Origin of the sequence: Streptococcus timonensis (assembly GCF_047463455.1) — a bacterium.
Classification (GTDB): Bacteria; Bacillota; Bacilli; order Lactobacillales; family Streptococcaceae; genus Streptococcus; species Streptococcus timonensis_B.
This window is the reverse complement of the sequence record NZ_JASHDV010000002.1, coordinates 387,670-406,322: the sequence shown is the minus strand read 5'-3', so window position 1 is coordinate 406,322 and position 18,653 is coordinate 387,670. Positions and strand designations below refer to the sequence as shown.

Genomic DNA, 18,653 nt, shown 5'->3' with positions numbered 1-18,653 from the left:
TAGAAGTAATCATATACGGTTTAATCAGGCTTGGTAGGAAGCATTAGAAAAGTGACTCCATAGAATTTGTGCTGAGTGGAGATAATGAGGAGAAAAAATGGGAATCTTTGACTATTTGAAAAAGACTGAAGCGGAAGAAGAGTCTAAAAACAATGCATGTGTGGGAGTTTTGGACTTTCTCCCAATGAAAGAAACGAATCAATTATTGATCGTTGGGAGTTTAGAAGGGACTCTGAAGGTTGGGGATCAGTTGCAGTTATGCAATCCTGACCAAGGAATGGAGGCTCTTGGTACTGTAGAAGTCAAAAAACTCAGCAGTCAAAACAAAGATGCAGATAGTCTAACGGATCAAGTACTCGCCCATCTAGTAGTTGATAGGAATCCTTCTTTGGATGAATTGAAAAAGGGAAGTGTGCTCTTTAGTTCAGGCATTGATGAAGAGCAAAAATTATCTAGCTATTCAGATGCTCTTTATCGTGCTTTTGTAGCCATCCAAGAGGGGCAGTTGACCAATGAGGATTATTTGGCAGCTAGCCTTGATGACAGCGTAGAGATTTTACGTCTCTTTTTATGGAAATGCCGTCAAAATCAGGAAACTGAAAGTGAAGAAAGCTATCAAATCAACACTCGTAAGTTGGAACGTCTAGCAGAAATTGTCAAGGACAAATTGTTAGCGGCAGATTCTGTTTATGCTGTTTATTCAGAAAAAACAGGCGAACCCTATCTTTTTTCAACGACCTATGACAGGGGAGACGAGGGCTATCTCTGCACGGATCCCATGATTATGCTTTTGACCCCATCTTGGTATCGCCAATTCAAGGAAACCATTGACAGCCAACCAAACTCAGTCGTAAAATTGATTGAAAATACGGAAGATAAAAAAGGAATTGAGAATTTCCTTGGGACAGCCTTTTACTTAAACGGTGCCATGGGAGCAATCTTTAATTCCAAGGAAGTCAGCATCAGTGCCTCAGCCTTGGTTCAAAAACCAGATTTTTCTGATTTACCAGAAATACAAGTGCCTGTCATGAATCCTGACCTGGTAAAATGGATGCTCTTGATGGGGCAGATGGACCAACCGACTACAGAGGAGCAAGAACTAGTTTATGGACTTTACTATAAGTTCTTCGCTATGGCTATGCCTAAAGCAAAATTCTTGCTTCCATTAGATGCAGCATCAGGATTCCCAGAGGATAATTCAGAAGGAAATTCCTTTGTTTTGGAAAAAGACGCTAACTTTAATATTCCCGTTAGAGAGGGAAAAGATGGACGAAATTCCGTCCCAGTCTTTACCGATTGGAAACGACTGAGAATGGTCTTTGATGAAAAATGGAATGGGATGATCGAAGAAGCTGGAGGCATGATTGAGGGCTTTGACTATGCCATAAACCCAACGGAATACTATGAAGCAGGTGCTTATGTTAGTCTAACAGCTTTTAGAGACATGCAAAAGCTTAGTGACAAGTAAAGAGGAAGAGCTCAAGATTAGAAAGTTCTTTAATATTAGAAAAGAGAATAGATGAGAATTGCAGATTATAGCGTGACCAAGGCAGTGCTGGAGCGTCACGATTTTACCTTTAAAAAATCCTTCGGGCAAAATTTCTTGACCGATACCAATATCCTTCAAAAAATCGTGGATACGGCTGAGATTAATGACCAGGTCAATGTTATTGAAATTGGTCCAGGGATTGGTGCTTTGACTGAATTTTTGGCTGAGCGTGCAGCTCAAGTCATGGCCTTTGAGATTGATCACCGTTTGGTGCCAATCCTAGCAGATACCCTACGTGATTTTGACAATGTGACCGTAGTTAACGAAGATATTCTTAAGGTTGATTTGGCGCAGCATATCCAAAATTTTAAAAATCCTGACCTGCCTATTAAGGTAGTAGCCAACTTACCTTACTACATCACGACCCCTATTCTCATGCACTTGATTGAAAGTGGCATTCCTTTTAGTGAGTTTGTGGTTATGATGCAAAAAGAAGTGGCGGATCGTATTTCTGCTCAACCAAATACCAAGGCATACGGTAGCTTGTCTATTGCTGTGCAGTATTACATGACGGCCAAGGTTGCCTTTATCGTACCTCGTACGGTCTTTGTGCCAGCGCCAAATGTGGATTCGGCTATCTTAAAAATGGTACGCCGTCCAGAGCCAGCGGTTGCGGTAGAAGATGAGAATTTCTTTTTTAAGGTTTCAAAGGCTAGCTTCACTCACCGCCGCAAGACCTTGTGGAACAACTTGACAGGTTACTTTGGCAAGACTGAGGAAGTCAAGGACAAACTGACTAAGGCTTTGGACCAGGCTGGACTATCCCCAAGTGTACGTGGTGAAGCTCTTGGCTTAGAAGAATTTGCTAGCCTAGCAGACGCACTCAAAGGACAAGGACTCTAAGATGCAGGGACAAATCATTAAAGCCTTGGCGGGTTTCTACTATGTGGAGAGTGATGATCAGGTTTATCAGACACGCGCGCGTGGGAATTTTCGTAAAAAAGGCCATACGCCCTATGTTGGAGATTGGGTAGATTTTTCTGCGGAGGAAAATTCCGAAGGTTATATCCTCAAGATTCATGAACGAAAAAATAGTTTGGTTCGTCCACCCATTGTCAATATTGACCAAGCCGTTGTCATTATGTCCGTTAAAGAACCTGACTTTAATAGCAACTTGTTGGATCGCTTCTTGATTCTTTTAGAGCATAAGGGCATTCATCCTATCGTCTATATTTCCAAGATGGACTTACTGGAAGATGGGGGAGAACTGGATTTTTACGAACAGACCTATGGTGCTATTGGTTACGATTTTGTGACTAGTAAAGAGGAACTCTTGCCACTATTGACAAACAAGGTGACAGTCTTTATGGGGCAGACAGGTGTTGGGAAGTCAACCCTTCTTAATAAAATCGCACCTGACCTTAATCTAGAGACGGGAGAAATCTCTGATAGTCTAGGCCGTGGTCGTCATACCACTCGAGCTGTTAGTTTTTACAATCTTAATGGCGGGAAAATCGCAGACACACCAGGATTTTCATCTTTGGATTATGAAGTATCAACAGCAGAAGACCTTAATCAGGCCTTTCCAGAAATTGCCTCTGTAAGCCGAGACTGCAAGTTCCGCAGTTGTACGCATACTCATGAGCCATCTTGTGCAGTGAAACCAGCAGTAGAAGAGGGCATTATTGCAAACTTCCGTTTCGACAACTATCTACAATTCCTCAGTGAGATTGAAAATCGCAGAGAAACCTATAAAAAAGTCAGCAAAAAAATTCCAAAATAAGGAGAAACCTATGTCTCAATACAAGATTGCTCCGTCAATTCTGGCAGCGGATTATGCCAACTTTGAACGTGAAATCAAACGCCTAGAAGCAACTGGGGCAGAATACGCCCATATCGATATCATGGATGGTCACTTTGTACCTCAGATCAGCTTTGGTGCAGGTGTAGTCGAGGCTCTTCGTCCTCATAGCAAGATGGTCTTTGACTGCCACTTAATGGTATCAAATCCTGAACATCATCTAGAAGACTTTGCGCGTGCAGGAGCAGATATCATCAGTATCCATGTGGAAGCAACACCTCATATTCATGGTGCCCTCCAAAAGATTCGTTCTTTGGGAGTAAAGGCTTCTGTTGTCATTAACCCTGGAACACCTGTTGAAGCTATCAAGCATGTTCTTCACCTAGTTGACCAAGTCTTGGTGATGACAGTTAATCCCGGATTTGGTGGACAAGCCTTTCTACCTGAAACTATGGGTAAGATTCGTGAGTTAGTGGCACTTCGTGAGGAGAAGGGCTTGAACTTTGAAATCGAAGTTGATGGTGGGATTGATGATAAAACTATTGCTCAAGCCAAAGAAGCTGGTGCTACAGTCTTTGTAGCAGGATCCTATGTTTTTAAGGGAGATGTCAATGAACGAGTGCAAGCCCTCCGAAAACAACTGGACTAAAGTTGCAGTTTTTGCTGGTGGAGATCGCGGGCACTATCGGACAGATTTTGACTGCTTTATCGGTGTGGATCGAGGCTCACTTTGGGTACTGGAGGAAAAACTTCCTCTTGCTCTTGCAGTTGGGGATTTTGATTCTGTGACTACAGAAGAGCGTCAGTTGATTCAAGAACGTTCGCAGTACTTTGTCCAAGCCCAGCCAGAAAAAGATGATACCGATCTGGAACTAGCACTTTTAACGATTTTTGAAAAAAATCCTCAGGCTCAGGTGACCATATTTGGTGCCCTAGGTGGTCGCATCGATCATATGTTGGCCAATGTTTTTCTACCCAGTAATCCTAAGTTAGCACCCTATATGCGCCAAATAGAGATTGAGGATGGGCAAAACTTGATTAGCTATTGCCCAGAAGGGACCAGTCAGCTAGAACCACGTTCGGACTATGATTACCTTGCATTTATGCCTGTGAGGGATAGCCAGTTGACCATTATCGGTGCCAAGTATGAACTGACAGAGGAGAATTTTTTCTTTAAGAAAGTTTACGCTTCTAACGAATATATAGATAGGGAAGTTTCGGTAACATGCCCAGATGGCTATGTGGTCGTATTGCATAGTAAGGACAGGAGATAGGATGGAGATTGTATTACTACTATTATTAATTGCTAACCTAGCCGGCCTCTTTCTCATTTGGCAGAGGCAGGAAAAGCAGGAGAAATACCTGACCAAAAGTTTAGAAGACCAGGCAGATAATCTCTCAGACCAGTTAGATTATCGATTTGAGCAGGCCAGACAAGTAAGCCAATTGGACCAAAAAAATCTAGAAGTGGCTGTTAGCGACCGTTTGCAGGAGGTGCGAATCGAATTGCACCAAGGCTTAACTCAAGTTCGGAAGGAAATGAATGAAAACCTCCTCCAAACAAGAGATAAGACAGACCAACGCCTCCAAGCCTTGCAGGAGTCAAATGAACAACGCTTAGAACAAATGCGCCAAACGGTCGAGGAAAAATTAGAAAAGACCTTGCAGACACGCTTGCAGGCTTCCTTTGAGACAGTTTCCAAGCAATTGGAATCTGTCAATCGTGGCCTTGGAGAAATGCAGACGGTTGCCCGTGATGTCGGCGCTCTTAATAAAGTCTTATCTGGTACAAAAACTCGAGGAATTCTAGGAGAATTACAACTGGGACAGATTATCGAAGATATCATGACGCCTGCTCAGTATGAACGAGAATTTGCAACTGTTGAAAATTCGAGTGAACGAGTAGAATACGCCATCAAGTTGCCTGGACAAGGCGACCAAGAATATGTATATCTGCCGATTGACTCCAAGTTTCCACTGGCGGATTATTACCGCTTAGAAGAGGCTTATGAAGCAGGTGATAAGGATGAGATTGAGCGTTGTCGTAAATCTCTCCTAGCAAGTGTTAAGCGTTTTGCTAAAGATATCAAGAGTAAGTATCTGGCGCCACCTCGAACAACCAATTTTGGTGTCTTGTTTGTTCCAACAGAAGGACTCTATTCAGAAATCGTTCGTAATCCGATTTTCTTTGATGATTTGAGACGGGAGGAGCAGATTATTGTCGCAGGTCCAAGTACCTTGTCAGCCCTCCTTAATTCACTTTCAGTTGGGTTCAAGACTCTCAATATCCAAAAGAGTGCTGACCATATTAGTAAAACTCTTGCTAGTGTTAAAACTGAGTTTGGTAAGTTCGGTGGTATTTTGGTTAAAGCGCAAAAACACCTCCAACATGCCTCTGGCAATATTGATGAATTATTAAACCGACGTACTACTGCTATCGAGCGAACGCTTCGACATATTGAATTGTCAGAAGGTGAACCTGCGCTTGATTTACTCCAGTTCCAAGAAGATGAGGAAGAATATGAAGATTAGTAACATGAAGAAAGACGAGTACTTTGAAGGTTTTTACCTGATTAAGTCAGCTGATTTAAGGCAAACTCGTGCAGGAAAAAATTATCTAGCTTTCACCTTTCAAGATGATAGCGGGGAAATCGAAGGAAAACTCTGGGATGCCCAACCTCATAACGTTGAGGCCTTTACGGCAGGGAAAGTTGTCCACATGCAGGGGCGTCGTGAAGTATACAATAACACTCCGCAAGTCAATCAAATTACACTGCGTTTGCCTCAGCCTGGAGAACCCAATGACCCAGCAGATTTTAAGGTAAAATCTCCAGTAGATGTAAAGGAAATCCGTGACTATATGGCACAGATGATTTTCAAAATCGAAAATCCCATCTGGCAACGAATCGTTCGTAGCCTTTATACCAAATACGATAAGCAGTTTTATTCTTATCCAGCTGCTAAAACCAATCATCACGCCTTTGAAACAGGACTTGCTTATCATACAGCAACCATGGTACGTTTAGCAGATGCAATAGGAGATGTTTATCCTCAACTCAATAAAAGTCTATTATATGCTGGAATCATGCTCCATGATCTAGCTAAAGTCATTGAGTTAACGGGCCCTGATCAGACAGAATATACAGTAAGAGGAAATCTTTTAGGGCATATCGCTTTGATTGACAGTGAAATTACAAAGACAGTGATGGAGTTAGGAATCGATGAAACGAAAGAAGAGGTTGTCCTCCTTCGTCATGTTATTCTTAGCCACCACGGTCTTCTTGAATATGGAAGTCCTGTTCGTCCACGTATCATGGAAGCAGAGATTATTCATATGATTGATAATCTAGATGCAAGCATGATGATGATGTCAACTGCACTAGCATTGGTTGATCAAGGAGAAATGACCAACAAGGTCTTTGCAATGGACAATCGTTCCTTCTACAAACCAAAAATAGACTAGAAACAAAAAAATGAGCTTTATTTTGACAATAAAGTTCGTTTTTTTGACTTCAGTATGTTATAATGAAAACAAGACTAAATAAAAGAACGGTGAATACGTAATGAAATTAAGAAGAAGTGACCGGATGGTTGTGATTTCCAATTATTTGATCAACAATCCTTATAAATTAACCAGCCTTAATACTTTTGCAGAAAAGTATGAATCAGCTAAATCTTCAATTTCAGAAGATATTGTCATTATTAAGCGAGCTTTTGAAGAAATTGAAATTGGTCATATCCAAACTGTGACAGGTGCAGGTGGAGGAGTTATTTTTACACCATCTATTTCTACTCAAGATTCTAAAGCAATTATTAATGAGCTTCGGGAAAAGCTTTCAGAAAGCGATCGTATCCTTCCTGGTGGTTATATCTATCTATCTGACTTGCTCAGCACACCGTCAATCTTGAAAAATATCGGTCGTATTATTGCTAAGAGCTTTATGGATCAGAAGATTGATGCCGTTATGACTGTTGCGACCAAAGGGGTTCCACTTGCAAATGCAGTGGCAAATGTTCTCAACGTACCATTTGTCATTGTCCGTCGTGACTTAAAAATTACTGAGGGTTCAACTGTTAGTGTCAACTACGTATCAGGTTCTAGTGACCGTATCGAAAAAATGTTCCTTTCAAAACGTAGCCTCAAAGCAGGAAGTCGTGTCTTGATCGTCGATGACTTCTTGAAGGGTGGAGGAACCATTAACGGGATGATTAGCCTCTTGTCTGAGTTTGATTCAGAGTTGGCTGGTGTAGCTGTCTTTGCTGATAATGCACAGGAAGACCGTGAGCAACAGTTCGACTACAAGTCACTCTTGAAGGTTACCAATATTGATGTGAAGAACCAACAAATTGCTGTTGAAGTTGGAAATATCTTCGATACAGAAAAATAAGAGATAATAAGATACTAAAAGGTTGGAACTTTTGTCCCAGCCTTTCTTTGATAATGGATATGAAGGAGTTCTATGAAAACACCATTTATTAAACGTGAAGACTTAGAAAAAATCGTTGAAGAGTTTCCAACGCCTTTCCACCTCTACGACGAAAAAGGGATTCGCGAGAAAGCACGCGCAGTTAATCAAGCTTTTTCTTGGAATAAAGGATTTAAAGAATATTTCGCAGTAAAAGCAACCCCAACTCCAGCCATCTTAAAAATTTTGAAAGAAGAAGGATGTGGAGTGGATTGCTCTAGCTATGTAGAGCTTTTGATGAGTCACAAGCTTGAGTTTACAGGCCCAGACATGATGTTCTCATCCAATAACACTCCTGATCAAGAGTACGCATATGCCCATGAATTGGGAGCTACCATTAACCTGGATGCCTTCGAAGATATTGAGCATTTAGAGCGAGCTACAGGAATTCCTGAAATTATCTCTTGCCGCTATAATCCCGGTGGAGTATTTGAACTAGGAACAGATATTATGGATAATCCTGGTGAAGCTAAGTTTGGGATGACCAAGGAGCAACTCTTTGAAGCCCTTGTTATTCTGAAAGAAAAGGGAGCAAAAACCTTTGGGATTCATTCTTTTCTTGCTTCAAATACAGTGACCCACCTCTATTATCCAGAATTGGCGCGCCAACTCTTTGAGTTAGCCGTAGAAATTAAGGATAAATTGGGTATTTCACTAGACTTTATCAATCTTTCGGGTGGTATAGGGGTCAACTATCGCCCAGACCAAGAGCCTAATGACATTGATTTAATTGGTGAGGGAGTTCGTCAGGTTTATGAAGAAGTCCTTACACCAGCAGGTCTTGGTCAAGTTAAGATTTTTACAGAACTAGGACGCTTTATGTTGGCACCTCATGGAATTCTAGTTACAAAAGTAACTCATAAAAAGAAAACCTACCGTACCTATCTAGGGGTAGATGCGTCAGCTGTCAATCTTATGAGACCAGCTATGTATGGTGCTTATCACCATATTACTAATATGATGAATCCTGACGGTAAAGCTGAAGTCGTTGATGTTGTTGGTTCACTATGTGAAAACAACGACAAGTTTGCGATTAATCGTGAAATACCTCAAACAGAAATTGGCGATCTGTTGGTTATTCATGATACAGGTGCGCATGGATTTTCTATGGGTTATCAGTACAATGCTAAACTACGCTCAGCTGAAATCCTCTACACAGAGGATGGTGGTGCACGGCTAATCCGTAGAGCAGAGCGACCTGAGGACTATTTTGCAACCTTATATGGTTTTGATTTTGACAAGAATGAATAGAGTTTTTGAAAATCGTGAAAGTTGAAAGAAAAAAATAGCTTGTTTTCTAAAAAGTAAACAAAAATTCTTGTTTTTCCTTTTAGTCGTGATATAATAAAGCTATAAAACGGTTTCAAGAAAGGGAACGATATGAGTGAAGAAACAATTGATTATGGACAAGTGACAGGGATGGTACACTCAACAGAGAGTTTTGGTTCTGTTGATGGACCGGGTATTCGTTTTATTGTGTTTCTTCAGGGCTGTCAAATGCGTTGCCAGTACTGTCATAACCCAGATACATGGGCTATGGAAACCAATAAGTCTCGTGAACGAACAGTGGATGATGTTTTAGAAGAAGCTCTTCGTTATCGGGGTTTCTGGGGCAAAAAGGGTGGTATTACAGTCAGCGGTGGAGAAGCTCTACTTCAAATTGATTTTTTGATTGCCCTCTTTACAAAGGCAAAAGAAAAAGGTATACACTGTACCCTTGATACCTGTGCTCTTCCATTCCGTAATAAACCACGGTATCTTGAAAAATTCAACAAGCTGATGGATGTGACAGATTTAGTTCTTCTTGACATCAAGGAAATCAATGAGGAGCAACATAAGATTGTAACTAGTCAGACCAATAAAAATATCTTGGCTTGTGCTCAATATCTATCAGATATTGGTAAACCTGTTTGGATTCGTCACGTACTAGTGCCTGGATTGACAGACCGTGATGAAGATTTGATTGAACTTGGTAAGTTCGTAAAAACTCTTAAAAACGTTGATAAGTTTGAAATCTTACCTTACCACACCATGGGAGAGTTCAAATGGCGTGAACTTGGGATTCCGTATTCACTTGAAGGGGTTAAACCTCCGACAGCAGAACGTGTGAAGAATGCTAAGGAATTGATGGATACAGAAAGCTATCAAGATTACATGAAACGTGTACATGGATAAAAAGAAGCCTGATGGGAACATCGGGCTTTTGTTGTATTAAAAAAGCTTAGCTAGAATGCTAAGCCTTTTATTTTTTATCTAGAATGTTGTTTTCCAGAATTGCGTTTTTTGTTTTTCTTCTTGTTAGAAGTTGTGATAGCAGTTGTTGACTCAGGAGTCACGTCCTTTCGACTAGCTGAACTAGTGCTAGCCTTAGGTGGGTTTTTAGCGTATTCTTCACGGACTTTTTTACGAAGTTTTGGACGAACAATGTAGTTGATAATGAATTGTTGAAGAATCATCATGAAACCACCGACAACCCAGTATAGAGTTACACTGGCTGGTGAGAAGATTGAGAACATGACGATCATCATCGGACTCATGTAAATCATCTTCTTGATTTGTTCTCTTTGAGTTTCGTCTTCAACCCCATGAAGAGAAAGAAGTGACTGAAGATAGTAGAGAACACCTGCGAAGGCCACTAAAATCCAACTTGGTGATCCAAGTTCAATTCCTAGGAAGTTAGCTTCAGCAACTCCTTCTGTATGTTGAGCTGCAAAGTAGATAGCTGAGAAGAACGGCATTTGAAGCAAGAGTGGGAAACATCCTACTCCGCCAAACATGCTGATACCGTGCTCTTTTTGAGCGGCGAAGAGAGCTTGTTGGGCTTCGAGTTTTTCTTCTTGTGTTTCTGCTTCCTTGAGTCGAGTTTGGTGTGGTTCAAGGACATGTTTGAGAGCGTTCATCTTTTCAGAATGAAGCGTTGCTTTCCAAGATTGATAGATACCAAGTGGTAAAATAATCAAGCGGACAATAATGGTCACAATGATGATTCCTAGACCAAAACCAAGCCCCTGGTCGTTAGCGAAGTACTTGATGGCTTCAGCCATAGGTGCTCCGATTGTATTCCAAATCAATCCTGTAGGTTGTCCTGTTGCTTTATCAACCTGTACACAACCTGTCAAGACTAATAGCATAGCCATTCCCATAGCTGAAATGGCAAAACGTTTTACTAATTTCACTATTTTCTATTCCTTATCTAAAAATTATACCTTTCTATTCTACTGTTTTTTTTGAAAATATACAATAGTTCTAGAGACCTAATTTGCGACTTTGAAATCCGAATAGGAAGGGAAATTGCTCAGTTGCACATCTAGGTATGTTACTTTTGAGAAGGGAGTTGGTCCTTTTCTGATTTCTTGGATAAATTTGGCCATAATGGCTGAAGACTCTGCTTGAGCAAGGATTTCAACAGTTCCGTCATCATTGTTCCAAACACGTCCAGTGATTCCGCCTAATTCTAAAGCAAGACTATAGACACCCCAGCGAAAACCGACTCCCTGGACTCGTCCTTGAGCAATCATTTTCACCTTTTGCATACCAAACCTCCTTGAGTGTGTTATAATATATCTATGACTATTATAACCTCTAAAGCCAATTCTGTGGTGAAAAAGGCTAAGAAATTACATCAAAAAAAATATCGAAAAAATAGTTACCTGATAGAAGGTTGGCATTTGTTTGAGGAGGCTATTCAAGCAGGTGCTACAATTGAAACAATATTTGCTTTGATTGAGCATGGTGAAAAATTAGGAACTTATCCTCAGACTGTCTTTGTGTCGGAAGAAATCTTGCTTGATTTAGCAGATTCGCAAACTCCTCAGGGCATCGTTGCCATAGTAAAAAAGGAGGAGGAACAAGTGCCGGACCTGACCTCTGGAAAATATCTTTTCTTGGAAGACGTGCAGGATCCTGGAAATGTTGGCACGATGATTCGGACGGCAGATGCAGCAGGTTTTTCTGGAGTTATCGTTTCAAGTAAGTCAGCTGATATTTATAGTTTAAAAACACTTCGTTCAATGCAAGGTAGTCATTTCCATTTGCCGATTTATCGCATGCCTGTTGAAACATTTGTTGAAGAGGCAAAAAAGACTGCCCTACCGATACTAGCAACTAGCCTATCTCAAAATTCTAAAGATTATCGTGAGCTGGTTCGGCTAGAGAATTTTGCCTTGGTTATGGGAAATGAAGGTCAAGGAATTAGTCTGTTCATGACGGAGCAAGCTGACCAACTGGTTCACATAAGCATGAAAGGGCAGGCGGAAAGTCTAAATGTCGCTATTGCGGCAGGTATACTCATGTTTTATTTGAGTTAAAATAGTTAATTTTTGTTATAATCAGTAAAAAGATTTTAAAAGGAGAAGTAATATGAATCAAACAATTATTCAAGAACATTCTGGTTTGAATCAATTCTATGCAAAAGTCTATGCTTTTGTAGGAGTTGGAATTGCCTTATCTGCTCTTGTTTCAGCCTTGATGCTAACAACCTTCCAAGATGTTTTAGTTCAGTTGATGCTGAATGCTCGAATTTGGTTAATTGTGACAGGTGTGGTGGAAGTTGCCCTTGTCATTGCAGCCAGTAATATGGCTTATAAGAATAGTCCAGCAGCTCTTCCTATTTTCCTCATTTATTCTGTAATAAATGGTTTTTCGCTTAGTTTTATTGTGTCGCTATACCTTCCTGGGACAGTATTGACGGCTTTCATTTCTAGCGCTGCCCTCTTCTTTGTCATGGCTATTATCGGAGTTGTGATTAAAAAGGACTTGAGTGGTATCGGGCGTGCTTTGATTGCAGCCTTGGTAGGTCTCATTTTAGCTATGATTGTTAATGTATTCTTAAACAGTGGTCTCTTCGACTACATTATCAGTATTGTCATGGTTCTTGTTTTTGCAGGTTTGATTGCTTGGGATAACCAAAAGATTCGCTATGTTTATGAAGAATCAAATGGTCAAGTCGCTACAGGTTGGGCAATCTCTCTAGCTCTAGCGTTATATCTTGATTTTATCAACCTCTTTCTCAGCTTCTTGCGTATCTTTGGAAGTGATGATTAATACTTTTAGAGCTCAAATGAGCTCTTTTTTCTTTTATTTTTACTGATAAAAAGGTATAATCATCTTATTATTCAAAAGGAGAGATGTATGAAGAAAAGTTTTATCCATCAGCAAGAAGAGATTTCCTTTGTAAAAAATACCTTTACCCAGTATTTAAAAGATAAATTAGAAGTAGTAGAAGTACAAGGTCCAATCTTGAGTAAGGTTGGGGACGGGATGCAGGATAATCTTTCTGGTATTGAAAATCCAGTATCCGTTAAAGTTCTACAAATTCCAAATGAAACCTATGAGGTAGTCCATTCGCTTGCTAAGTGGAAACGCCATACCTTGGCACGTTTTGGTTTTGGCGAAGGAGAAGGACTCTTCGTTCATATGAAGGCTCTTCGTCCAGACGAAGATTCACTAGATGCGACTCACTCGGTTTATGTTGACCAGTGGGACTGGGAAAAGGTCATTCCTAATGGGCATCGCAACCTAGCTTATCTTAAAGAAACAGTTGAAAAGATTTATAAGGCCATTCGTTTGACAGAACTTGCAGTCGAAGCCCGCTATGATATTGAGTCAATTCTGCCTAAACAAATTACTTTTATCCATACTGAGGAACTTGTGGAGCGTTACCCAGACTTAACACCTAAAGAACGTGAAAATGCTATTTGTAAAGAGTTTGGCGCAGTCTTCCTAATTGGTATTGGTGGAGAATTGTCTGATGGGAAACCTCATGACGGACGTGCACCTGACTATGACGATTGGACAACTGAGTCTGAAAATGGATACAAGGGTCTGAATGGAGATATCCTTGTTTGGAATGATAACCTGGGTGCGGCTTTTGAATTATCTTCAATGGGAATTCGTGTCGATGAAGATACTCTACGTCGTCAAGTAGCTATCACGGGAGATGAAGAACGCTTAAATCTTGAGTGGCATAGAGCACTTTTGAATGGTCTCTTCCCTCTGACAATCGGTGGAGGGATAGGTCAATCTCGTATGGCGATGTTCCTGCTACGTAAGAAGCATATCGGTGAAGTCCAAACTAGTGTTTGGCCTCAAGAAGTCAGAGATACTTATGAAAATATTCTCTAAGGAATCGAACTACAAGGTTCGGTTTTTTTCTTTTTTGCAAGAATTTGGTATAATATAATTTATGAAAATTGTATCAGGAATCTACGGAGGACGTCCTCTAAAGACGCTTGATGGAAAAACGACCAGACCTACTTCTGATAAGGTTAGGGGAGCAATTTTTAATATGATTGGACCCTACTTTGAAGGGGGACGTGTATTAGACCTCTATGCAGGGAGTGGCGGTTTATCTATTGAAGCAGTTTCAAGAGGCATGTCAAGTGCGGTATTAGTGGAGAAAGATCGAAGAGCTCAAAGTATTGTGACAGAAAACATCCAGATGACCAAGGAAACTTCTAAGTTTCAGTTATTGAAAATGGAAGCTGAACGGGCTTTGGAACAAGTGGAAGGTGTCTTTGATCTCATCTTTTTGGACCCTCCCTATGCAAAGGAACAGATCGTTTCCGACATTGAAAAAATGGCCGAGAGAAATCTTTTGGCAGATGATGTCATGGTGGTCTGTGAAACAGATAAATCAGTAGAGCTTCCAGAAGAAATCGCCTGTTTGGGAATCTGGAAAGAAAAAATATATGGTATTAGTAAGGTGACGGTTTATGTCAGATAAGATTGGGCTATTCACAGGTTCTTTTGATCCAATTACCAATGGACATTTGGAACTAATTGAGCGTGCTAGTAAATTGTTTGATAAATTGTATGTAGGGATTTTTTATAACCCACATAAAACAGGTTTTTTGTCGATAGAAAGTCGAAAAAAAACTGTTGAAAAAGCAGTGGCGCATCTGAATAATATTGAAGTGTTGGCATCTCATGACGAGTTGGTTGTTGATGTTGCTAGAAGACTGGGTGTCCATGTTCTTGTTCGTGGATTACGTAACGCTGGAGACTTACAGTATGAAGCAAGTTTTGACTATTACAATCATCAGTTGGCAGGAGAAATTGAGACAGTCTACCTCCACAGTCGACTAGAACACTTATATCTTAGTTCTTCAGCGGTAAGAGAATTATTAAAATTTAATCGAGATATTAGTGAGTATGTGCCAGATGCTGTCTTAGAGGAGTTAAAAAATGAAGAAAAAAACTAGATGGCCCATATACCTGATTATAGGTTTGGTAATGACCTTTCTTGCATTTACGGTGCCTCTTCCATACTACATAGAGGTTCCGGGGACATCGGAGGATATTAGACGTATCTTGCAAGTAAATGAAAAGTTAGATAGCGAACCAGGGTCCTATCAATTTGTAACAGTTGGAGTTCAAAAAGCTAGATTAGCTCATTTGATTTATGCTTGGTTGACTCCCTTCACAGATATTCATAGTGCTAAAGAGATGACAGGTGGTTCATCAGACGCAGATTTTGTCCGAATTAACCAATTTTATATGGAAACTTCTCAGAATATGGCAAAATACCAGGGACTAAAGACTGCTGGTAAAAAGATAACTCTCAATTATTTAGGTGTCTACGTTTTAACTGTAACTGATAATTCAACCTTTAAAGGGATTCTCAATATTGCAGATACAGTAACAGCTGTCAATGATAAAACTTTTGAGAGTTCCAAAGAAATGGTTGAGTATGTCAACTCTCAAAATCTAGGAGATAAGGTTAAGGTAACCTATGAGGAAGACGGACAAATCAAATCTGCAGAGGGAAAAATTATTACGTTAGAAAATGGGAAAAATGGAATCGGAATTGGATTGATTGACCGTACAGAAGTAACGAGTGATGTACCTATTCAGTTTTCAACAGCAGGAATCGGTGGACCTAGTGCAGGATTGATGTTTAGTTTATCGATTTATACACAAATTGCTGAGCCAACTCTTCGTAACGGCCGTATCGTCGCAGGTACAGGAAGTATCGACAGGGATGGAAATGTCGGTGATATTGGTGGGATTGATAAAAAGGTTGTTGCTGCTTCTAAAAAAGGGGCTACAGTATTCTTTGCTCCAAATAATCCAGTCACTGAAGAGACTAAAAAAGCTAATCCTTATGCTAAAAACAACTATGATACAGCTTTAGAAGCTGCTGAAATGATTAAGACAGATATGAAGATTGTTCCAGTAAAAACACTTCAGGATGCGATAGACTATCTGAAAAACAATCCTTAAAAAGATAGTTAGTCCATAAACTAGCATAGAGCAAAAGAAGATGGTATAATAAGCCGATGATTCAATTATTTTTTACCCTTAGTAGTCATATGTTCTTTATTTACCTCGTCTTTCAACTTTTGAAGGATTTAGTCAAATGGGATCAGATTTTGAAGGTAACAAAGGCAAATGCGGGAAAAGTTCGATTCTTAGTAGCATTGATTAGTTTAGGACTAGGCTATCTTATTAGCTCCTTTTTCCTAAGTCTATTCCAACTATGGCGAGAAGCGATTCGAACACTACTCTAAAATTGTAAGCAAAGGAAAATATTTTATGGAAAAAATTGTAGTCCAAGGTGGGGATAATCGCCTGGTAGGAAGTGTCACCATTGAGGGTGCAAAAAATGCAGTCTTACCCTTACTTGCTGCAACTGTTTTAGCAAGTGAAGGAAAAACTGTCTTAAAAAATGTCCCTATCTTATCAGATGTGTTTACCATGAATCAGGTAGTTCGTGGCCTGCATGCTCAGGTTGATTTCGATCAGGATGCTCATATTGTCGAAGTTGATGCGACAGGTGATATCACAGAAGAAGCGCCATATAAGTATGTGAGCAAGATGCGTGCCTCTATTGTAGTTTTAGGACCAATTTTAGCACGCATGGGGCATGCAAAGGTTTCTATGCCTGGTGGCTGTACGATTGGTAGTCGTCCAATCGACCTTCACCTAAAGGGACTAGAAGCAATGGGCGCTCAGATTACTCAAACTGCTGGTTATATCGAGGCTAAGGCAGAACGCTTGCAGGGGGCCCATATTTATATGGACTTTCCTAGTGTTGGGGCAACTCAAAACTTGATGATGGCGGCTACTCTTGCTAATGGTGTAACTGTCCTTGAAAATGCTGCGCGTGAGCCAGAGATTGTGGATTTGGCTGTTCTACTAAATAAAATGGGTGCGAAGGTTAAGGGTGCTGGTACAGAAACGATTACCATCACTGGTGTTGAGAAGCTACACGGTGCTATACATAATGTTGTACAGGATCGTATTGAAGCGGGAACCTTCATGGTGGCAGCTGCTATGACTGGTGGAGACGTCTTAATCCAAGATGCGATTTGGGAACATAACCGTCCCTTGATTGCTAAGTTATTGGAAATGGGTGTTGAAGTAATCGATGAAGATGAAGGGATTCGTATCCGTTCTCAACGCGAGAAACTGAAAGCAGTTCATGTTAAGACCTTGCCACATCCAGGATTTCCTACGGACATGCAGGCTCAATTTACTGCTCTTATGACGGTTGCTCAAGGAGAATCAACTATGGTTGAGACAGTCTTTGAGAATCGTTTCCAACATCTAGAGGAGATGCGTCGGATGGGCTTACACTCAGAAATTATCCGTGATACTGCTCGTATCATTGGTGGTCAACGTCTCCAAGGTGCTGAAGTTCTATCAACAGACTTACGAGCTAGTGCGGCTTTGATTTTAACTGGCCTAGTTGCTGAAGGTGAAACTGTTGTTGGTAAACTTGTCCATTTGGATAGAGGTTACTATCGTTTCCATGAAAAATTGGCTCAGCTAGGAGCTAAGATTGAACGGGTAAGTGTGGAAGCAGATGAAGATGAATAAGCAAGTCACATATGTATTACATCGCTTTTTGTTGGTGATTATAGTGCTTCTAATAGGTGTTTTAGCGCTTGGTATTGGTTTAATGATTGGCTATGGTATCTTAGGCAAAGGACAAGATCCATGGGCTATTTTGGCACCAGCAAAATGGCAAGAACTCATAACAAAATTTACAGGAAAATAGGCTGGGAGACCAGTCTTTTTCTAGGAAATTAAGGAGACACAATGGAAAAAAATACAAGACAGGCTCTAGTTGGTTTACTAATATTTCTGCTCTTGTCTGCAGGAAGTTACTACATCAAAGAGATGCAGGATTCCAATTCTGCGCCTCAAACGCAAGTAAAACAGAAGTCACAATCGTCGGATGCCCCAAGTAGGGAACTAGCGGAAAGCATTCTGACAGATTCGGTTAAGAAACAAATAAAAGGTTCAATTGAATGGAACGGAGCAGGGGCTTTTATCATCAATGGCAATAAAACGAATCTAGATGCAAAGGTCTCAAGTCAACCCTATGCTGATAACAAAACCAAGACTGTGGGTGGTGAGATAGTTCCAACAGTAGCTAATGCCCTAATGTCTAAGGCAACAAGGCAGTATAAGGACCGTGAAGAAACCGGAAATGGTTCGACATCATGGACGCCAGCAGGATGGCATCAGGTTAAAAATTTAAAAGGGAACTACAATCATGCGGTTGATAGAGGTCATTTGCTGGGCTATGCCTTAATCGGAGGTCTCGAGGGTTTTGATGCCTCTACAAGTAATCCTAAAAACATTGCTGTTCAGACAGCCTGGGCCAATCAAGCTCGTGCAGAAGATTCTACTGGTCAAAACTACTATGAGAGTTTGGTCCGTAAGGCCTTGGACCAAAATAAACGTGTTCGTTACCGTGTTACTCTTCTCTATGCGACAGATAAGGACTTGGTTCCATCAGCATCACAAATTGAAGCCAAATCTTCTGATGGAGAATTAGAGTTTAATGTAGTTGTACCAAATGTACAGACAGGTATCAAACTAGATTATCGTACAGGTGAAGTTACGGTAACAAAAGATAAATAGATAAATGCCCCTATCTTGTTAG

The 18,653-nt window shown here is 40.5% G+C and carries 22 protein-coding genes; 20 read left to right on the top strand and 2 right to left on the bottom strand.

The genetic code is table 11. From position 1 onward, the window contains the following. Positions 1 to 97: 97 nt before the first annotated feature. The 10 genes from QM847_RS05225 (at position 98) to pflA (ending at position 9,931) form a co-directional block, all read left to right on the top strand. Positions 98 to 1,468, top strand: a complete 1,371-nt coding sequence (locus tag QM847_RS05225) for an SseB family protein (protein ID WP_414354321.1) — start codon at positions 98 to 100, stop codon at positions 1,466 to 1,468. 51 nt (positions 1,469 to 1,519) lie between these two features. Next, entirely contained in the window at positions 1,520 to 2,392 is an 873-nt protein-coding gene (gene rsmA / locus QM847_RS05220) for a 16S rRNA (adenine(1518)-N(6)/adenine(1519)-N(6))-dimethyltransferase RsmA (RefSeq protein WP_414354319.1), read from the top strand. Position 2,393: 1 nt separating this feature from the next. Beyond that, positions 2,394 to 3,272 (top strand): ribosome small subunit-dependent GTPase A, encoded by an 879-nt coding sequence (gene rsgA / locus QM847_RS05215; protein WP_414354317.1) that lies wholly within the window; start codon positions 2,394 to 2,396, stop codon positions 3,270 to 3,272. A gap of 10 nt (positions 3,273 to 3,282) precedes the next feature. Further along, positions 3,283 to 3,939: a ribulose-phosphate 3-epimerase gene (rpe, locus tag QM847_RS05210; protein WP_414354315.1), complete on the top strand. Its 657-nt coding sequence runs from the start codon at positions 3,283 to 3,285 to the stop codon at positions 3,937 to 3,939. Next, a complete protein-coding gene (locus QM847_RS05205) occupies positions 3,902 to 4,564 on the top strand; it encodes a thiamine diphosphokinase (protein ID WP_414354313.1) in 663 nt (220 codons plus the stop codon). Before rpe ends, QM847_RS05205 begins: the two co-directional genes overlap by 38 nt. A 1-nt stretch (position 4,565) precedes the next feature. Continuing rightward, positions 4,566 to 5,822: a DNA recombination protein RmuC gene (gene rmuC, locus QM847_RS05200; protein WP_414354312.1), complete on the top strand. Its 1,257-nt coding sequence runs from the start codon at positions 4,566 to 4,568 to the stop codon at positions 5,820 to 5,822. Further along, positions 5,812 to 6,753 (top strand): 3'-5' exoribonuclease YhaM family protein, encoded by a 942-nt coding sequence (locus tag QM847_RS05195; RefSeq protein WP_414354310.1) that lies wholly within the window; start codon positions 5,812 to 5,814, stop codon positions 6,751 to 6,753. Before rmuC ends, QM847_RS05195 begins: the two co-directional genes overlap by 11 nt. 100 nt (positions 6,754 to 6,853) lie before the next feature. Beyond that, on the top strand, positions 6,854 to 7,678 hold the full coding sequence (gene purR / locus QM847_RS05190) for a pur operon repressor (protein ID WP_414354308.1): 825 nt from the start codon (positions 6,854 to 6,856) through the stop codon (positions 7,676 to 7,678). 72 nt (positions 7,679 to 7,750) lie between these two features. Further along, positions 7,751 to 9,007: a diaminopimelate decarboxylase gene (locus tag QM847_RS05185; RefSeq protein WP_414354306.1), complete on the top strand. Its 1,257-nt coding sequence runs from the start codon at positions 7,751 to 7,753 to the stop codon at positions 9,005 to 9,007. A gap of 129 nt (positions 9,008 to 9,136) precedes the next feature. Continuing rightward, on the top strand, positions 9,137 to 9,931 hold the full coding sequence (gene pflA / locus QM847_RS05180) for a pyruvate formate-lyase-activating protein (protein WP_075566184.1): 795 nt from the start codon (positions 9,137 to 9,139) through the stop codon (positions 9,929 to 9,931). Between the two features lie 74 nt (positions 9,932 to 10,005). Here the strand turns inward: pflA and yidC are convergent, their stop codons facing one another. Then, positions 10,006 to 10,932, bottom strand: coding sequence for a membrane protein insertase YidC (gene yidC, locus QM847_RS05175; RefSeq protein WP_269797312.1), 927 nt, complete (start codon positions 10,930 to 10,932; stop codon positions 10,006 to 10,008). Between the two features lie 78 nt (positions 10,933 to 11,010). Further along, positions 11,011 to 11,289 (bottom strand): acylphosphatase, encoded by a 279-nt coding sequence (locus QM847_RS05170; RefSeq protein WP_311523064.1) that lies wholly within the window; start codon positions 11,287 to 11,289, stop codon positions 11,011 to 11,013. 33 nt (positions 11,290 to 11,322) lie between these two features. Here QM847_RS05170 and QM847_RS05165 point away from each other — a divergent pair, with 33 nt between their 5' ends. The 10 genes from QM847_RS05165 (at position 11,323) to QM847_RS05120 (ending at position 18,631) form a co-directional block, all read left to right on the top strand. Then, positions 11,323 to 12,063: a TrmH family RNA methyltransferase gene (locus tag QM847_RS05165; protein WP_414354304.1), complete on the top strand. Its 741-nt coding sequence runs from the start codon at positions 11,323 to 11,325 to the stop codon at positions 12,061 to 12,063. Between the two features lie 52 nt (positions 12,064 to 12,115). Beyond that, positions 12,116 to 12,799 carry a Bax inhibitor-1 family protein gene (locus QM847_RS05160; RefSeq protein WP_414354302.1) on the top strand — a complete coding sequence of 228 codons (684 nt, stop codon included), beginning with the start codon at positions 12,116 to 12,118 and terminating at the stop codon, positions 12,797 to 12,799. Positions 12,800 to 12,886: 87 nt separating this feature from the next. Continuing rightward, complete coding sequence (gene asnA, locus QM847_RS05155; protein WP_414354300.1) at positions 12,887 to 13,879, top strand: aspartate--ammonia ligase; 993 nt, start codon at positions 12,887 to 12,889, stop codon at positions 13,877 to 13,879. A 61-nt stretch (positions 13,880 to 13,940) separates the two neighbouring features. Continuing rightward, positions 13,941 to 14,480: a 16S rRNA (guanine(966)-N(2))-methyltransferase RsmD gene (gene rsmD, locus QM847_RS05150; RefSeq protein WP_414354299.1), complete on the top strand. Its 540-nt coding sequence runs from the start codon at positions 13,941 to 13,943 to the stop codon at positions 14,478 to 14,480. Next, positions 14,470 to 14,958, top strand: a complete 489-nt coding sequence (gene coaD / locus QM847_RS05145) for a pantetheine-phosphate adenylyltransferase (RefSeq protein ID WP_414354298.1) — start codon at positions 14,470 to 14,472, stop codon at positions 14,956 to 14,958. Before rsmD ends, coaD begins: the two co-directional genes overlap by 11 nt. Then, positions 14,942 to 15,979: a SepM family pheromone-processing serine protease gene (locus tag QM847_RS05140; RefSeq protein ID WP_414354296.1), complete on the top strand. Its 1,038-nt coding sequence runs from the start codon at positions 14,942 to 14,944 to the stop codon at positions 15,977 to 15,979. Before coaD ends, QM847_RS05140 begins: the two co-directional genes overlap by 17 nt. Positions 15,980 to 16,035: 56 nt before the next feature. Then, positions 16,036 to 16,266 carry a DUF1146 family protein gene (locus QM847_RS05135; RefSeq protein WP_269797304.1) on the top strand — a complete coding sequence of 77 codons (231 nt, stop codon included), beginning with the start codon at positions 16,036 to 16,038 and terminating at the stop codon, positions 16,264 to 16,266. Positions 16,267 to 16,291: 25 nt separating this feature from the next. After that, positions 16,292 to 17,578, top strand: coding sequence for a UDP-N-acetylglucosamine 1-carboxyvinyltransferase (gene murA, locus QM847_RS05130; protein WP_269797303.1), 1,287 nt, complete (start codon positions 16,292 to 16,294; stop codon positions 17,576 to 17,578). Then, complete coding sequence (locus tag QM847_RS05125; protein WP_346658446.1) at positions 17,571 to 17,759, top strand: DNA-directed RNA polymerase subunit beta; 189 nt, start codon at positions 17,571 to 17,573, stop codon at positions 17,757 to 17,759. Before murA ends, QM847_RS05125 begins: the two co-directional genes overlap by 8 nt. A gap of 41 nt (positions 17,760 to 17,800) precedes the next feature. Then, a complete protein-coding gene (locus QM847_RS05120; protein WP_269797301.1) occupies positions 17,801 to 18,631 on the top strand; it encodes a DNA/RNA non-specific endonuclease in 831 nt (276 codons plus the stop codon). Positions 18,632 to 18,653 lie beyond the last annotated feature (22 nt).

Excerpts from the sequence above, each read along its gene's own strand:
- QM847_RS05205 (WP_414354313.1), top strand. The coding sequence starts at position 3,902 with ATGAACGAGTGCAAGCCCTCCGAAAACAACTGGACTAAAGTTGCAGTT.
- QM847_RS05140 (WP_414354296.1), top strand. The coding sequence starts at position 14,942 with ATGAAGAAAAAAACTAGATGGCCCATATACCTGATTATAGGTTTGGTA.
- pflA (WP_075566184.1), top strand. The coding sequence starts at position 9,137 with ATGAGTGAAGAAACAATTGATTATGGACAAGTGACAGGGATGGTACAC.
- murA (WP_269797303.1), top strand. The coding sequence starts at position 16,292 with ATGGAAAAAATTGTAGTCCAAGGTGGGGATAATCGCCTGGTAGGAAGT.
- purR (WP_414354308.1), top strand. The coding sequence starts at position 6,854 with ATGAAATTAAGAAGAAGTGACCGGATGGTTGTGATTTCCAATTATTTG.
- asnA (WP_414354300.1), top strand. The coding sequence starts at position 12,887 with ATGAAGAAAAGTTTTATCCATCAGCAAGAAGAGATTTCCTTTGTAAAA.
- rpe (WP_414354315.1), top strand. The coding sequence starts at position 3,283 with ATGTCTCAATACAAGATTGCTCCGTCAATTCTGGCAGCGGATTATGCC.
- QM847_RS05120 (WP_269797301.1), top strand. The coding sequence starts at position 17,801 with ATGGAAAAAAATACAAGACAGGCTCTAGTTGGTTTACTAATATTTCTG.
- rsmD (WP_414354299.1), top strand. The coding sequence starts at position 13,941 with ATGAAAATTGTATCAGGAATCTACGGAGGACGTCCTCTAAAGACGCTT.
- coaD (WP_414354298.1), top strand. The coding sequence starts at position 14,470 with ATGTCAGATAAGATTGGGCTATTCACAGGTTCTTTTGATCCAATTACC.
- QM847_RS05125 (WP_346658446.1), top strand. The coding sequence starts at position 17,571 with ATGAATAAGCAAGTCACATATGTATTACATCGCTTTTTGTTGGTGATT.
- QM847_RS05170 (WP_311523064.1), bottom strand. The coding sequence starts at position 11,289 with ATGCAAAAGGTGAAAATGATTGCTCAAGGACGAGTCCAGGGAGTCGGT.
- QM847_RS05195 (WP_414354310.1), top strand. The coding sequence starts at position 5,812 with ATGAAGATTAGTAACATGAAGAAAGACGAGTACTTTGAAGGTTTTTAC.
- rsmA (WP_414354319.1), top strand. The coding sequence starts at position 1,520 with ATGAGAATTGCAGATTATAGCGTGACCAAGGCAGTGCTGGAGCGTCAC.
- QM847_RS05185 (WP_414354306.1), top strand. The coding sequence starts at position 7,751 with ATGAAAACACCATTTATTAAACGTGAAGACTTAGAAAAAATCGTTGAA.
- rmuC (WP_414354312.1), top strand. The coding sequence starts at position 4,566 with ATGGAGATTGTATTACTACTATTATTAATTGCTAACCTAGCCGGCCTC.
- rsgA (WP_414354317.1), top strand. The coding sequence starts at position 2,394 with ATGCAGGGACAAATCATTAAAGCCTTGGCGGGTTTCTACTATGTGGAG.
- QM847_RS05225 (WP_414354321.1), top strand. The coding sequence starts at position 98 with ATGGGAATCTTTGACTATTTGAAAAAGACTGAAGCGGAAGAAGAGTCT.
- QM847_RS05160 (WP_414354302.1), top strand. The coding sequence starts at position 12,116 with ATGAATCAAACAATTATTCAAGAACATTCTGGTTTGAATCAATTCTAT.
- QM847_RS05165 (WP_414354304.1), top strand. The coding sequence starts at position 11,323 with ATGACTATTATAACCTCTAAAGCCAATTCTGTGGTGAAAAAGGCTAAG.
- QM847_RS05135 (WP_269797304.1), top strand. The coding sequence starts at position 16,036 with ATGATTCAATTATTTTTTACCCTTAGTAGTCATATGTTCTTTATTTAC.